The 15,592-nt window shown below is 30.4% G+C and carries 14 protein-coding genes; all 14 read left to right on the top strand.

Annotated features, from left to right (window positions below; genetic code table 11):
• Positions 1 to 1,428, top strand: a 1,428-nt coding sequence (locus tag HOO91_20225; GenBank protein ID NOU19892.1) for a hypothetical protein, incomplete at its 5' end; no start/stop codon positions are given.
• Positions 1,429 to 1,475: 47 nt separating this feature from the next.
• Positions 1,476 to 2,612: a UDP-N-acetylglucosamine 2-epimerase (non-hydrolyzing) gene (gene wecB, locus HOO91_20230; GenBank protein NOU19893.1), complete on the top strand. Its 1,137-nt coding sequence runs from the start codon at positions 1,476 to 1,478 to the stop codon at positions 2,610 to 2,612.
• A gap of 169 nt (positions 2,613 to 2,781) precedes the next feature.
• A complete protein-coding gene (locus HOO91_20235; GenBank protein NOU19894.1) occupies positions 2,782 to 3,774 on the top strand; it encodes a glycosyltransferase family 4 protein in 993 nt (330 codons plus the stop codon).
• Entirely contained in the window at positions 3,771 to 5,102 is a 1,332-nt protein-coding gene (locus tag HOO91_20240) for an oligosaccharide flippase family protein (GenBank protein NOU19895.1), read from the top strand. Before HOO91_20235 ends, HOO91_20240 begins: the two co-directional genes overlap by 4 nt.
• Positions 5,099 to 6,295 carry a glycosyltransferase family 4 protein gene (locus tag HOO91_20245; protein ID NOU19896.1) on the top strand — a complete coding sequence of 399 codons (1,197 nt, stop codon included), beginning with the start codon at positions 5,099 to 5,101 and terminating at the stop codon, positions 6,293 to 6,295. Before HOO91_20240 ends, HOO91_20245 begins: the two co-directional genes overlap by 4 nt.
• Before the next feature lie 7 nt (positions 6,296 to 6,302).
• Positions 6,303 to 7,115, top strand: coding sequence for a methyltransferase, TIGR04325 family (locus HOO91_20250; protein NOU19897.1), 813 nt, complete (start codon positions 6,303 to 6,305; stop codon positions 7,113 to 7,115).
• An 11-nt stretch (positions 7,116 to 7,126) separates the two neighbouring features.
• The gene (locus tag HOO91_20255) at positions 7,127 to 7,495 is read left to right on the top strand and encodes an FdtA/QdtA family cupin domain-containing protein (protein NOU19898.1); all 369 of its coding nucleotides are present in this window, start codon (positions 7,127 to 7,129) and stop codon (positions 7,493 to 7,495) included.
• Entirely contained in the window at positions 7,488 to 8,570 is a 1,083-nt protein-coding gene (locus HOO91_20260; GenBank protein ID NOU19899.1) for a DegT/DnrJ/EryC1/StrS family aminotransferase, read from the top strand. The genes HOO91_20255 and HOO91_20260 overlap by 8 nt, the downstream gene beginning before the upstream one ends.
• A 5-nt stretch (positions 8,571 to 8,575) precedes the next feature.
• A complete protein-coding gene (locus HOO91_20265) occupies positions 8,576 to 9,538 on the top strand; it encodes a hypothetical protein (protein NOU19900.1) in 963 nt (320 codons plus the stop codon).
• 20 nt (positions 9,539 to 9,558) lie between these two features.
• Positions 9,559 to 10,596 carry a polysaccharide biosynthesis protein gene (locus tag HOO91_20270; protein ID NOU19901.1) on the top strand — a complete coding sequence of 346 codons (1,038 nt, stop codon included), beginning with the start codon at positions 9,559 to 9,561 and terminating at the stop codon, positions 10,594 to 10,596.
• On the top strand, positions 10,568 to 11,680 hold the full coding sequence (locus HOO91_20275) for an SDR family oxidoreductase (protein NOU19902.1): 1,113 nt from the start codon (positions 10,568 to 10,570) through the stop codon (positions 11,678 to 11,680). Before HOO91_20270 ends, HOO91_20275 begins: the two co-directional genes overlap by 29 nt.
• Position 11,681: 1 nt before the next feature.
• Complete coding sequence (gene wecB / locus HOO91_20280) at positions 11,682 to 12,821, top strand: UDP-N-acetylglucosamine 2-epimerase (non-hydrolyzing) (protein NOU19903.1); 1,140 nt, start codon at positions 11,682 to 11,684, stop codon at positions 12,819 to 12,821.
• 1 nt (position 12,822) lies between these two features.
• Positions 12,823 to 14,049, top strand: coding sequence for a glycosyltransferase family 4 protein (locus HOO91_20285; GenBank protein NOU19904.1), 1,227 nt, complete (start codon positions 12,823 to 12,825; stop codon positions 14,047 to 14,049).
• Between the two features lie 111 nt (positions 14,050 to 14,160).
• Entirely contained in the window at positions 14,161 to 15,069 is a 909-nt protein-coding gene (locus HOO91_20290; protein NOU19905.1) for a hypothetical protein, read from the top strand.
• Positions 15,070 to 15,592 lie beyond the last annotated feature (523 nt).

The following is a 15,592-nucleotide window of genomic DNA, read 5'->3' on the forward strand; positions in this document are numbered from 1 at the left end:
GTTAAAGTCTACCTCTTTTTTAATAAGACTATTAAATTAAAGAAACTAGGGAGAAATTCTAATATCTATTTTGTAGCATTATTTATCTTTTTAGGAGTAATATATTTGTTTGTTTTTCATACTAATTTTAATTTTAAATATAGAACCCTTGAATTTCTCGGTACTAAAGATACAAAAACTGTTATGGAGAAAATTTCTTCAAAAATTTACAGGAACATCTATTTTTTACAAAAAAACAATTCTTTAACAGATTTTAATGAAGATATTTGGTATAGAAACTTTGATCCCAAGGATCCATATTCTTGGCGAGATTTAAGAATTCATAAAATAATGTTTCCTTTAACGGGAAAAAATGTTGATATTGTTCCATTTGATAGTAAAGGATATTTAATGGATAGTACTTGTAATGCATTTGTGAATTATGGTGAAGCATATTCAATTACAACTGTTGGAATTTCTTATGTTAAAGAGAAGAGTAAATTAAATGCTTCTGTTTTCTGTTTTGTTTCAAATGACTTCAATGGAAATTGGGTAAGTATACAAGCTAATGGAAAGGTATATGGCAAAATTAATGATTCATATGATTTAAATAGTAAAGGGACTTGGCAGAAACTTTCTTTTTCAACAAATTGTGATATAGGAGAGATTTCTGTAAATTTATATTTTTTAAAAGCGTTGGTAAAAGATTTTTCTACACTTAAAGGCTATGTTATTTTTGCATATCCTGTGTACCAAATAATACCCAAAGACAGTTTAACTTTATTACCATCACAACAACTTGAATATTTAAATAGTATAGATAACAATAGAATTACAAATTCAGACATATACAAAAAATTTGTATTTACTGATAATTTAAATAAATCGAGTATACTTAATTTGAGTTTTATAAAATTTGTTAATCTTTTTATACCTAATGACCCCGATATACTTCGAAACTGGATTGCGAAATATGTGTCAGAAGATACAACTTATCATCCTTTAAAGTCAAATATAAAAGCAGGTTTTTATACAGAATCTTTTGGTGAAGATCGTATTTCACGTTGGAAATTTGCCTGGCAAATATTTACAAAAGAATATAATTGGAAACAAAAAATATTTGGTGGAGGTTTTAACTTTTTAAACTGGTATGGTTACTATTTTCTGAAAGATAAAACAAAGTCAGATTATCCTCACAATCCATTTTTATATATATTACTTTATTCTGGAATAATTGGTTTATTATTATATTTATTCCTATTATATAAAGTTTTTTATTATTATATAAAATATATTAAAGAGTATTATTTGTTTTTTATTTTTTTCTTGATTACTTATTTCTTTACCTTTTTTAGTGGTGGAAATCCCTTTGATCCTCCTATTATGGGATTTTTTATGATACTACCATTTTTTGTTCATTATATTCATAAAAAAGAGAAATTCCATTAATTAGGTTTTAATAAAAATTATTAAATGAGATTAATTTCTTTATTCAAATGAAAATATTAAACATTATAGGTGCTAGACCGCAAATAATAAAGGCTTCCGCGGTAAGTAGAATTATTAAATCGAAATTTTCTGATTGTATTGAAGACATTGTAGTTCATACAGGTCAACATTATGATCAAAATATGTCTTCTGTTTTCTTCGATGAATTAAACATCCCTCAACCTCAGTATAATCTTAATATTGGTTCTACATCACATGGGATTCAAACTGCTGGAATGATTAAAGGTATCGAAGAAATAGTTTTAATTGAGAAACCTGATTATGTAATTGTTTACGGTGATACCAATTCAACCTTAGCTGCTTCAATTGCATCATCTAAACTTCGCATTCCAATTGTACATATTGAAGCAGGGTTGAGATCTTTTAATAAATTAATGCCAGAGGAAATAAATCGTATTTTATGCGACCATGTTTCAACATTTTTATTTACCCCTACAGAACAAGGATACAAAAACCTAATGCAGGAGGGGTTTAAAGAAAATAAAGCGCCTTTTACTATCGATAATCCTGGAGTTTTTCATGTTGGTGATATTATGTATGATAATAGTTTATACTTTGCAAAAGTGGCGGATAAGCGGTCATCAATATTAAATGACAATGATCTTTTATCAGAAGAATTTGTCTTAGCTACTATTCATCGAGATCATAACACTGATAACCCTGAAAGACTGGAGGCAATTTTCACTTCATTAATTGAAATAGCCTCAACGTACAAAATTAAGGTGCTTTTACCTCTTCATCCTCGAACAAAAAAAATATTACAAAATACATTTAATTCAAGAATAAATAAAGAAATTAATAGAGAGAAACTTTTACTAATTATTCCACCTGTTTCTTTTTTGGATATGATTCTTTTGGAAAAGAATGCAAAATTAGTAATGACCGATTCTGGTGGAGTGCAAAAAGAAGCTCATTTTTTTCAAAAGCCATGCATTATTATTCGTCCAGAAACTGAATGGATAGAACTAGTTAACAATGGCACTGCCGTCCTTGCTGATACAAATAAAGAAATAATAATTAAATCATTTGAAAAGTACTATCATTCTGGAAAATTACAATATCCAAATTTCTATGGGGATGGAAATGCTGCAGAATCAATTTGTAAAACCATACTTAATATTTAGCATATATCAATAAAAATAATCAATTATGTTTTCATTTCTTGACTCTGTTCTAAATGGCAAAAAATTGACAGTCTTATACTTAAGTCATATTGAGTGAAATTGAATTATACATTGATTATCAGAATATTATAAAAATATAACGAATTATTGAACTAATAACTTTACCTAATTGAAAATTTATCTTTTAATTGGATGTCTCGGGATTCTATCCTTTGCAATAACATATATAAGTAGACTATTAGCCATTCGGTATAAGTTTATTCAATTTCCCAATGAGAGGAGTCTGCATGATGTTCCAACGCCAAAGGTAGGTGGTATATCAATTGTTATTACTTGGTACTTGGGAATCTCTATTCTTTTTTGGTTTAAAGTTCTTGAACAGAATTTGTATTTTGCTTTGTTGAGTGGAATTTTATTAGCTATTGTAAGCCTTATTGATGATTTAATCAATCTTAAACCATTTATACGCCTTCTTGTACAATTTGCTTCTGCAATTTTGGCTTTTGTATTTTTGAACGGATTACGTCCATTAATTATTCCGAGAATAGAAATAAATTATTTATTTATTATTTATCCTCTGGCTATAATTGGGATGGTATGGTTTATTAATCTATTTAACTTTATGGATGGGGTTGATGGCTTTGCTTCGATAGAGGCTATAATTATTAGTATTATTCTTTTTTATTATTCAGGTAATATTATTAATATTTTACTTATTGCTTGTATTTCTGGTTTTTTATTTTGGAATTGGCCAAAGGCAAAAATTTTTATGGGTGATGTTGGTAGTACGCAATTAGGCTTTATTTTAATTGTACTGGGTATTTATTTCCATAATACTTTTAGATTTTCTATTTTAAATTGGATAATGTTATCATCACCCTTTTGGTTTGATGCCACTCTTACTCTATTTCGAAGATGGCGCAATGGAGAAAAATTGGGTCAAGCGCATCGCAAGCATGCTTACCAGAGAATTGTTCAGGCTGGTTATTCACACGGTATGGTAGATTTATTTTTAATTTTAATAAATGCGATAATTATTTTAATGATATTTATTTACAGAAAGTTTGTAGTGACTCAAATCCCTATTTACTTTTTAAGTTTACTTTTTCTATACTTTTTGACAAGATTAGTAGACAAAAAATTTCCATTTACTACTAAGTGATACAAATTAAATTGATTCAAAGAAGCATATTAATCTGGCGTTCATTACTTCAATCAGAATTACTTAGAAATACTACCATTTTAATTTCTGGAACAGTAATAGCCCAGTTAATACCAATTTTTCTTCGACCTTTTTTAAGTAGACACTACACCCCTGAAACATTTGGAGCCTTTGCAGTATATCTTGGTTTAGTAGGAATACTTATAGTGCTTTCATCGTTTAAGTTTGAGATGGCTATAGTTCTTCCTAAAAGGGATAAGGATGCTGTAAATATTCTTATTCTTTCATTATTTTTAAATTTTATTTTTAATGTTTTTTTACTGATTGTGATAATGATATGGAAGGGCAGTATTCTAAGATTAATAAATCTTTCCATTGATTATTCCGCTTACCTTTATTTTGTTCCATTAGGTACTTTTTTGTACAATGCATATCAAAGCATTAATTACTGGCTAATTCGGAAGAAAAGTTTTTTTGCGATAACAGTAAATAAGTTTACCCGAAGGGGATTCGAAGGAGCTATGCAATCTGGATTTGCGTTTAGTGGCTTTTCTAAAGGTCTAATTCTAGGTGACATAGTTGGACAATTATCAAATGTAATTATAGGTCTATTTCAAGGGATTAAGTGTGGTTTAGCAATTGAACTAATCAGTTGGCGTAAAATAAAGTATGTAATAATCAAATATTCAGATTTTCCTAAGTTTAATTTGATACCAGGTTTTATGAGTGCTTGCAGTTTTTTATTGCCTGCAATTTTTATTAATAAATATTTTTCTTCCGAGAATGCTGGTTTCTTTGATATGTCTAAATTATTACTTTCAATACCCTTAGCTCTTGTTGCAACTTCTTTATCAAATGTTCTTCTTCAAAGAATATCGGAAAAGTACAGGAATTTTCAAAGTATTAAAAGAGAACTTATACCAATACTCGGAATAGTAACTGCAATTGCAGTTGTTGAGATTGTAATAATATCATTATTTGGTGTTGAACTATTTAAGTTTATTTTTGGAGAGAAATGGGAGTTTTCAGGAAAAATTTCAAAAATCCTTGTATGGTCATACGCACTTAACTTCTTATTGGCCACTTTTAGTAGCATATTCATCTCTATGAATAAAATCAGATTATTGAGTATCTGGCAACTCTTTTATTTCCTATCTATCCTTTCTCTAGTATTTTTTAAAGATTATGATTTTAGTAATTTTATTGTGATATATGTTATAATTGAGTTGATTTGTTCTTTCACAGCTTCAATTCTGATGCTTTACATAGTTATTAAATATGAAGAGAAGATATTATTAATGAATAAAATACAGTTTAGTAAAAAATGAAAATTGTAATTCTTTCAATTTGGTATTCCGATAAGATGGGGTATATAGAGAATTGTTTACCCAAAGCATTAGCAAAATTAGGGCATGAGGTACATGTAATTACATCTACTGCTCAGGTATATTACGATGAACCAAATTATGATAAAATTTATAAATTGTATCTTGGAGATCGGATACAGAAGGAAGGTACATGTGAACTTGATGGATTTATGCTTCATCGATTACCCTTTGGTACAATACAAAAAAAAATATACTTGAAGAGTATTAGAAAAAAACTAAAAGAAATAAATCCAGATATTGTTCAAACATTTGATGCTTTCTCATTTCTGACTTTACAGGGAGCTTATTATAAGTTATTCTTTAAATATAAATTTTTTACGGCGAATCATATTGTTGCATCTGTTTTTCCTCTGTATAAGAAAGATACTTCAACATTGATTCATAAAATATCATTCTATTTTACAAGAACTCTTCCGGGCAAAATGATAAGTTTTATAACATCACGTTGTTACCCTGCTACTGTTGATGCGTTAGAAATTGCAATAAATTTTTATGGCATACCAAAGAATAAAGCAAAACTTGCTTGCTTGGGTGTAGATACGGATTATTTTCATCCATCAAGTTTGAATGCTGAATCTCTGTCTGAGAAAGTTAAACGAAAAGATGATCTCGGATTTTCTGGCAATGAACTGTTATGTATCTACACAGGTAGATTTACCGAAGGTAAAAACCCATTATGCCTTGCTAAAGCAATTGATAAACTTGTTGAATTGAATGAACCCTTTAAAGCGATTTTTCTTGGCGACGGTCCTCAACTGAATGAAATAAAAAGTTTAAAAGGTTGTTATATTCATAAATTTGTTCCATATCATGAATTGCCTGATTATTATCGAATTGCAGACATTGGTATTTGGCCTAGGCAGGAGTCAACGAGCATGATAGATGCAACAGCCTGTGGATTACCTATTATAATTAGTAATTTAGTGAAAGCAACAGAACGAATTGAAGGGAATGGGTTGACCTATATTGAGAATGATGTTGATGATTTGGTGAGAGTTTTAATGAAGATGAAGGATGAGGAAATTCGTAATCGTTTTTCGAGGTTTGGGGTAGAGAAGATTAGAGAAAAATATAGTTGGGATATAATAGCCAAGGATCGTGTTAGAGACTATCAATCTTTTCTTAATAAATAGAAAAGTAATGATTAAAGATTTAATTAAAGATTTTTTACCGCCGATATTCATTAGATTTTTAAGCGGATTGTTTTATGGTTGGCATGGAAACTATTCTTCATGGGATAAAGCAAGCAAATTATGTTTTGGATATAACTCTCAGTTAATTCTTGAGAAGGTTAGAGAATCCACAATGATGGTAAAGTCTGGTAAGGCTGTATATGAACGAGACTCATTTATTTTTAACGAAATTCAATATTCTTACCCTGTACTGTCAAGTTTAATGTGGATTGCTGCTCAAAATAATGGAAATTTAACTGTTCTCGATTTTGGAGGATCTCTCGGTAGCAGTTACTATCAGAATAAACTATTCCTTGACCATTTAAATGATGTTAAGTGGTGTATTGTGGAACAGCCAAATTTTGTTAAAGTTGGGCTAGAGCAATTTTCTGATGATAAATTAAAATTCTATTATACTATTGATGATTGCATAAAAGATAATGAAGTAGATGTGGTTCTACTTTCAAGTGTATTACAGTATATTGAGAAACCCTATGAACTACTTGAATTGCTTAAAGTTAAAAGAATTCCTTATATTCTATTTGATAGAACGCAATTTTTAAGAGGAGATGATCGGATTACGATACAGAAGGTAAATCCAGCAATCTATAAAGCAAGTTACCCATGTTGGTTTTTTAATAAACAAAAGCTATTAAGTTTTTTGGAATCTGAATACGAATTGATTATTGAGTTTGATACTTTAGGAAGAGCCAATATTCCTTCTGAGTTTAAAGGATTTTTATATAAATTAAAGAAAAAGAAATATATTATCTCTGATTAATAAAGAATTTCATGGCCTATTTAATAGATCTTAAAACATTTACTGATAAAAGAGGAAATCTCACAGTTATTGAAAAAGTTCTTCCATTTCAGATCAAAAGGGTTTTTTACATATATGGAGTTGATGACTCTATTCGAGGAGGTCATCGGCATCATAGAACCATTCAGGCTGCAATTTGTATTAAAGGAGAATGTAAAATATACAATAATGATAGTAAAAAGACGGACGTATTTAACCTTGATAGGCCTTCCACATGTTTGATCCTTGAACCACAGGATTGGCATCAAATGTATGATTTTTCTAAAGATGCAATACTTATGGTATTTGCATCAGAGTATTATGATGAGAATGACTATATTTTCCAGAAGTATGATGATTGAGTACGAAAATCTAGCAAAATTAAATCAGCCCTATTTCGAAGAGTATAAAAATGCTTTCAGCAATGTACTCGAATCGGGATGGTTTATTTTAGGGGAGAATGTTAAACGATTCGAAGAAGAGTTTGCCGAATATAACAATATGAAGCATTGTGTAGGTGTAGCTTCTGGATTAGATGCTTTAATATTATCCATTAAAGCACTTGATATTGAGGATGGTTCAGAAATAATTGTACCTTCAAACACCTATATTGCTACTATATTAGCGATTATACATAGCGGTCATGTACCAATTTTGGTTGAACCAAATATCACAACGTATAATATCGATACTAACAAAATAGAAGAGGCGATCAGTTCCAAAACAAAAGCTATAATGATCGTTCACCTATATGGTAAAGTTTGTGATATGGATCCGATTCTTGATATTTGTAAAAGACATAAACTTTACCTAATTGAGGATTGTGCTCAAGCACATGGTGCGATGCACCAAGGAAAAAAAGCAGGTAGTTTTGGCGACATGGCTGCTTTTAGTTTCTATCCCACTAAAAACCTTGGATGTTTAGGCGATGGGGGAGCAGTTACTACTAACAATCCAATTTTTGACGAGAAATTAAGAATGCTTAGAAATTATGGTTCGAGTAAAAAGTACTACAATCAATATATAGGATATAATTCTAGGTTAGATGAAGTACAAGCAGCTTTTCTAAGCATCAAACTAAAGCATTTAGATGAAATAAATGAGCATAAAAGAACTTTAGCTTCAATTTACTCAAAAAATTTAAAAACAGATTTTATTATTCCAGTTCAAGAGGCTGATTTTTTTGATGTTTTTCATATTTACAATATTCGGCATAAGCAAAGGGATGATTTAAAAGCATACCTATTGAAGAACAATATTAAAACGGAAATTCATTATCCTGTTGCTCCAAATAAGCAAATAGCATTAGGATTTTTAAAACACCTTAGCTTCCCAATATCTGAAGAGATACATGCTACAACACTTAGTTTGCCTATTTCAACTTTCCATACAAAGGATAATATCTATAGAGTGGTGGAAGTGTTAAATAAATATTAGGGTTTATGACTGATACTAAGCATATTTGTACATATTTCGATTTTAATTTTTTACCCAGAGGGCTTGCATTATATAATTCTATAAAACGATTTCATAGCGATTTTATCCTATATGTATTGGCTTTTGATGATCAAACATTTACATATCTTTCAGATTTAAAGTTTGATAACCTAAAACCAATTTCAATAGCAACTTATAATAAACACTTTAATACATCGCAGGATAAATATGAGGATAGGAAGCAATACTATTTCTCAGCAACCCCAAATATATGCCTATACATACTAGATAATAACCCAAATATTGATTTACTGCTTTACCTTGATGCCGATGTATATGTTTTCAGTTCACTAGATCCTTTGTATAAAGAGATAGGGGATTCATCTATTGCTATTTGTTCGCATAGATTTCATCCAGTTTTTAATTTACTATCAAAGAACTACGGGCGGTTTAATGTTGGAGTTAATTTATTTAGGAACAACGAAGTTGGACGAAGATGCTTGTCGGATTGGAAATCTGAATGTGACAATTGGTATCCCAATCAGCCAGGTTATCCTTTAAAATTTTTCTCCGATCAAATTTTTCTTGATACTTGGTTAAGTAGGTATCCTGAAATTATGGTCATAGAGAATATAGGAGTAGATGCTGCTCCATGGAATATTGCAAATTATAGAGTTAAATCAGTAAATGGACAATTTTACCTGAATGATGTCCCTTTAATAATATATCATTTCTCGTCCTTAAAAAAGATTAATAGTGTAATCTGGAATGGAAATACCATTTTCTATTTTGCTTCAATTAAAGGGGCTCTTCTAGAAATGTATAAAAATTATATATTTGACATTGAATCATACGGTTTAAATAATTCATGTGTAACGGCATTAACTCATAGTAATAGTTCTGTAAAGAGAATTTTTTATTTTTTTGGAAAACTATTATTGAATGAGACTATTAAGATGAATTCTTAGTATCTAAAATATTTTGGATTATGTTTGACAATAAGACTTTACTAATAACTGGTGGCACGGGATCGTTTGGTAATGCTGTTTTAAATCGATTCCTTAATACGGGAATAAAGGAAATTCGAATTTTCTCTCGCGATGAGAAGAAACAGGATGACATGCGCCGCTACTATAATGATAAGAAAATCAAATACTACATTGGAGATGTTAGGGACTACAGTAGTATTAAAAGCGCTATGGTTGGTGTTGATTATGTATTCCATGCAGCAGCCCTAAAACAGGTTCCTTCGTGCGAGTTTTATCCAAGTCAAGCGGTTCAAACAAATATATTGGGGAGTGAAAATGTAGCCAATGCTGCAATAGCAAGTGGTGTTAAAAGGTTTGTATCACTAAGCACTGATAAAGCGGTATACCCGGTTAATGCAATGGGTATCTCAAAAGCCATGATGGAGAAAATTATCATAGCAAGCAGTAGAATAAGTGAAGAAACTGTTTTTTGTTGTACGCGATACGGAAATGTGATGGCATCAAGAGGCTCAGTGATTCCTCTTTTTATTCAACAAGCAAAAGAGAATAAAACCCTTACCGTTACAGATCCTGCAATGACACGCTATTTAATGTCTCTTGATGATTCTGTTGATCTAGTTCTCTTTGCATTTCAACATGGTAATTCAGGTGATATTTTTGTACAAAAAGCACCATCTTCCACTGTTGGTGATTTAGCCCAGGCGATAATTGAACTTTTTAAATCAAAAAGTAGAATAGGTGTAATTGGAACTCGACATGGAGAAAAACTTTATGAAACCCTACTCAGTAGGGAAGAGATGGTTAAAGCTCAGGATATGGGTGATTATTACCGTGTTCCCTCCGATAACAGGGATCTGAATTATGATAGCTTTTTTGTTGAAGGCATTGTTGAAACATCGGCAAAAGATGATTATACATCGCATAATACAACTATTTTGACTATCCCAAAAATTAAGGAACTTCTATTAAAATTGGATTACGTAAAGAATGAGTTAAATAAAAGTGGCAATGAAAAAAGTACTTATAACGGGTTCTAATGGTTTTATTGGTAAGAATTTACTTATCAACCTAAAATATACTGAGGGTATTGAAGTTCTTACGTTCGATATAGATGATGATATAAGTTTATTAAAGAATTACTTAAATCAAGTTGATTTTGTTTTTCATTTAGCGGGTATTAATAGACCTACTAGAGTTGAAGAATTTAAGGAGGGTAATGCTGAATTAACACAGGTACTGGTTGATACATTGATTGATTTAAAAAAAATTACACCTATAGTTTTTAGTTCCACTACTCAGGCTATACTTGATAATCCTTATGGAGTTAGTAAACTTGAGGCAGAAAGTCATATTCTAAGATACCGTGAAAAAGGAGGCTTGGGTTATATTTATCGTTTAACCAATGTATTTGGAAAATGGTGTAAACCAAACTACAATTCTGTAGTTGCTACTTTTTGCCACAATATCGCTAATGAAATTGATATAACTATTTCAGACAAGAACAAGGAATTAGAATTAATTCATGTTGATGATATTATTGAGGATTTTTTAGATATCCTTTTCAGCAGAAAAAATCGTTCTTCAGTTGAAATACTTTCTGTTACACCAGCATATAAGATAACTCTTGGAGAACTAGCGGATCTTATTTATTCTTTTAAGAGAATATCTGAAACTGGGATTATTCCCAATATGAATAATGATTTTGAAAAGAAATTACATTCTACATATCTTTCGTATACTTTGCTGGAAAAAGCATCATATCCATTGATAAAACATACTGATGATAGAGGATTTCTTTTTGAATTGATAAAATCAAATTCGTTAGGGCAGATATTTATATCAAAAACAAAACCAGGGATTACCCGGGGAAATCATTTTCATCACTTAAAGAATGAGAAATTCTGTGTGATAGAAGGGGAGGCGGTCATAAAATTCAGGCATATATTAACAAATGAAACTGCAGAGTTCAGAGTTTGTGGCGAAGAGCCCAAAGTAGTTGATATTTTACCGGGGTATACACACTCAATAACAAATATTGGAACAACGAATTTGATAACTTTTTTTTGGGCAAATGAGCCTTTTAATAAGGATAAACCCGATACGTATTTTGAAAAGGTTTAATATGAAGAAATTTAAAATTTTAACAGTGGTTGGAACTCGTCCTGAAATTATTAGGCTATCAAGAGTTCTGAGTAAACTTGATTCAGAAGAATCAATAGAACATATACTTGTACATACAGGGCAAAACTATGATTATGAGTTAAACGAAATTTTTTTTAACGATCTGGAACTGCGTAAACCCAATTATTTCCTAAATGCTGCCGGTGTTAATGCTGCTGAAACAATTGGAAAAATCATTATAAATATTGATCCAATTTTAGAAAAGGAACAACCAGATGCATTTTTAGTATTAGGTGATACCAATAGCTGTTTGTGTGCGATTCCTGCTAAAAAGAGAAAGATCCCTATTTTTCACATGGAGGCTGGAAATCGATGCTTTGACCAACGCGTTCCTGAAGAGACAAATCGTAGGATAGTTGATCATATCAGTGATATTAACTTAACATATAGCGATATTGCTCGTGAGTATTTGCTCAGAGAAGGGTTGCCTGCTGATAGGATTATTAAAACGGGTAGCCCAATGTTTGAGGTGTTAAATTACTATTTACCTAAAATTAAATCTTCAAATATCATAAACGATTTAGGGCTGAAGGAGGGTCAGTATTTTGTAGTTTCATCGCACAGGGAAGAAAATGTCAACTCTGAGCTAAATTTTAATGAATTAGTTAATACCCTTAATACAATTGCTGAAGTATACTCTATGCCTATTCTTGTTTCAACACATCCTCGCACTCGTAACCAGATTGATAGTAAGAATATACATTTTCATAAAAACGTCATACTAAGTAAACCTCTTGGTTTCCTTGATTATATAAGACTTCAAATGAGTGCTTTTGCTGTTTTATCCGATAGTGGTACAATTTCGGAGGAATCATCAATTTTGAATTTTCCAGCATTAAATTTACGTGAAGCACATGAACGACCCGAAGCAATGGAGGAGGCTTCTGTTATGATGGTTGGATTAAAATGTGAAAGAATAATGCAGGGTTTATCTGTCCTTACAAAGCAGACCAGAGGTGATTCTCGCACTCTTAGGCTTGTTTCGGATTACTCCATGCCAAATGTTTCAGATAAAGTTGTCAGAATAATTCTTTCCTATACGGATTATATTAATCGTGTAGTTTGGTCAATTAGTAAATAGAATGAGAATTCTTGTTGTATCCCAATATTTTTGGCCAGAAAACTTTAGAATTAACGATTTTGTGGTTGGAATGTCTCAAAGAGGTCATGAGATAACAGTACTTACAGGTAAACCTAATTATCCTTCTGGAAGATTTTATGAAGGGTACACTTTTTTTAATAGAAGAATAGAATTTTACAATGGAATAAAGATAATTCGATCGCCTTTAATTACACGAGGAAATAGTGGAGGAGTAAGGCTATTTATCAATTATTTATCTTTTGCTTTTTTTGCAAGTGTTTGCGCTTTATTTAGAGTTAAAGGTAAGTATGATTTGATTCTTGTTCATCAGCTTTCTCCAGTTACAGTTGGTATTCCCGCTATTATTTTAAAGAAAAGGTTTCGAATACCTATATTCTTTTGGGTTTTAGATTTATGGCCTGAAAGTGTTGAAGAAGCGAGTAATATTAGAAATTCGAGTGTAATCAAATTGCTGACTTTATTAGTTAAGTATATTTATAAAAAATCTGATAGAATATTTATTTCATCGCGTTCTTTTTCACACTCTATATGTGAAAAGAATGTTGAAATGAGCAAGATTGTTTATTTCCCGAATTGGGCTGAGGAATTATATCTATCTGAAGCAATTCAAAAATCAAAATTTGCTTCTTTAATGCCAATTGGATTTAAAATAATGTTTGCAGGTAATATAGGCGTTGCCCAAGATTTCGAATCAATTATTAATGCTGCAGAAATTGTTAGGTATAACAAAGAAATTCATTGGATTATTCTTGGAGATGGTAGAAAGAAGCAATGGCTTAAAGATGAGATTGATAAAAGACAATTAACATCTAATTTTCACTTACTCGGTAGTTATCCTTCAGAAGAAATGCCCAACTTTTTTTGCCATGCAGATGCTATGCTCGTTTCACTCAAAAATTCAAAGATTCTCAGTTTAACTGTTCCTGCAAAAGTTCAATCTTACTTAGCTTTTGGAAAACCAATTTTAGCAATGTTGAATGGAGAAGGAGCTGAGATAATTACTGAGGCCAAAGCGGGGATTTCATGTGAATCAGGTGATTATACTATGCTGGCTCAAAGTACTGAAAAAATGTCTAATATGGACACAAACCAATTAGCTCAAATGGGTGTTAATGCGAAGACGTACTATAATCAGCACTTCAATAGAAAAATTCTTTTTGAAAAATTTGAGAATGTATACAGTGAATTGATTAGTTTTAAGGCGTAAATTGTTCTTGACCCTTTTCCTATAAAAACTATTGAAATAACAGGTGATTAATACGAGATTATACTGTTATTGAATTAATTATATTTACGAAATTTTATACCGAAAATTTTTATGATCAGTAATAATAGAATTTTATTTATCTTTTTTGCATTATTCCTATTTTGGAGCTGTAAAAAAGAGGAAGATGATAAAATATATCTTGATTCGACAAAAATAATTAGAATTTCAGATGCTATTAGTGTTGATAATGGATTTCATATTCACGACCCAAATTTAAACTTAAAAACCTATGATGCTTTTTTAAGGTATCTGTCGTCATCAAATCATTTCAAGATTGTTACTCAGAAGGAGTTCTCTAGTGCAACTTCTAATGATAAGGTTATTATATCTTTTAGGTACGATATAGATGATAATATAAATGCAGCAATAAAATTTGCTTATTTGGAGAAAAAATATGGGATAAAATCAACCTATTATATTCTTCATAGTGCAGGTTATTATGGAGTTACAAAATTAAATTATTTTAAACGGAATGATAAAATAATTAAATATCTACAAAAGATACAAAACGATTTTGGACATGAAATTGGTTTGCATAACGATTTGGTAACCCTTCAGATAGTTTATAACATTGATTCTCGAAAATATTTAAAAGACGAGTTAGATTGGATGAGAGCAAATGGTATTAATGTATATGGAGCTGTTGCTCATGGAAGAGATTACTGTTACCAATATCATTATGTTAATTCTTATTTTTGGAATCATACAAAGGGTTCAAGTGAAGGTCTTTTTTATAACTGGGAATATGTTCCAATTTATGGTGAATATAAGAAGATTGAAAAGGATGATCTTAGTAGTTACAATCTTGACTACGATGGGGATCAATTTATAACAGATTATCGTTTTGCCGATGCTAATAGGGAAAATGGAAAGATGTGGTATATGGGAAAGGTAAATTTTGATACAATCCAACCAGGAAAAAAGGTTATAATACTCTTACATCCTCAACATTGGGATTAAATTCTATGAAATATTCTTAATACATGTTTTCTGATATAATTCTAGACAATTTAAAAAAACTATCGTCTTTTTTAATATTGATGATAGTTTTTTTTATTCCCATTTGGATTAGACTATCAATTTTTTTAATCCCTTTACTTATACTTTGCTGGCTAATAAGTGGTGATTGGAAAAAATCGATAGAAAGAATTAAAGGTAATAGATACTCTCAACTTCTTATATTTTTTTGGTTATTACACCTATTGAGTGTTTTTTATTCTAATAACTGGCAATATGGATTGCTTGACGTGCAGCAAAAGTTATCACTTTTATTTTTTCCGCTATTTTTTGTAACATATACGGTTTCGAGTAGAATTACAGTTCTTAAAATTCTTAATATTTTTTTAATAGGATGTTTAGTATCTAGTTTAATTTGTATAACTAATGCATTTAGTAACTCAGTCTCATTTGACGCATCTGGATTAATTTTTAATCCAATTCCTAAAGAATTCTGGTGGGAGAATTATTTTTTATATTACAGATT

This window comes from Bacteroidales bacterium (assembly GCA_013141385.1).
In the GTDB taxonomy this organism is placed as follows: domain Bacteria; phylum Bacteroidota; class Bacteroidia; order Bacteroidales; family Tenuifilaceae; genus UBA8529.

What these genes read in the sequence shown, in the direction of transcription:
- HOO91_20290 (NOU19905.1), top strand. Translation starts at nt 14,161, where the DNA reads ATGATCAGTAATAATAGAATTTTATTTATCTTTTTTGCATTATTCCTA.
- HOO91_20270 (NOU19901.1), top strand. Translation starts at nt 9,559, where the DNA reads ATGTTTGACAATAAGACTTTACTAATAACTGGTGGCACGGGATCGTTT.
- HOO91_20265 (NOU19900.1), top strand. Translation starts at nt 8,576, where the DNA reads ATGACTGATACTAAGCATATTTGTACATATTTCGATTTTAATTTTTTA.
- wecB (NOU19903.1), top strand. Translation starts at nt 11,682, where the DNA reads ATGAAGAAATTTAAAATTTTAACAGTGGTTGGAACTCGTCCTGAAATT.
- HOO91_20275 (NOU19902.1), top strand. Translation starts at nt 10,568, where the DNA reads ATGAAAAAAGTACTTATAACGGGTTCTAATGGTTTTATTGGTAAGAAT.
- wecB (NOU19893.1), top strand. Translation starts at nt 1,476, where the DNA reads ATGAAAATATTAAACATTATAGGTGCTAGACCGCAAATAATAAAGGCT.
- HOO91_20245 (NOU19896.1), top strand. Translation starts at nt 5,099, where the DNA reads ATGAAAATTGTAATTCTTTCAATTTGGTATTCCGATAAGATGGGGTAT.
- HOO91_20285 (NOU19904.1), top strand. Translation starts at nt 12,823, where the DNA reads ATGAGAATTCTTGTTGTATCCCAATATTTTTGGCCAGAAAACTTTAGA.
- HOO91_20250 (NOU19897.1), top strand. Translation starts at nt 6,303, where the DNA reads ATGATTAAAGATTTAATTAAAGATTTTTTACCGCCGATATTCATTAGA.
- HOO91_20260 (NOU19899.1), top strand. Translation starts at nt 7,488, where the DNA reads ATGATTGAGTACGAAAATCTAGCAAAATTAAATCAGCCCTATTTCGAA.
- HOO91_20255 (NOU19898.1), top strand. Translation starts at nt 7,127, where the DNA reads ATGGCCTATTTAATAGATCTTAAAACATTTACTGATAAAAGAGGAAAT.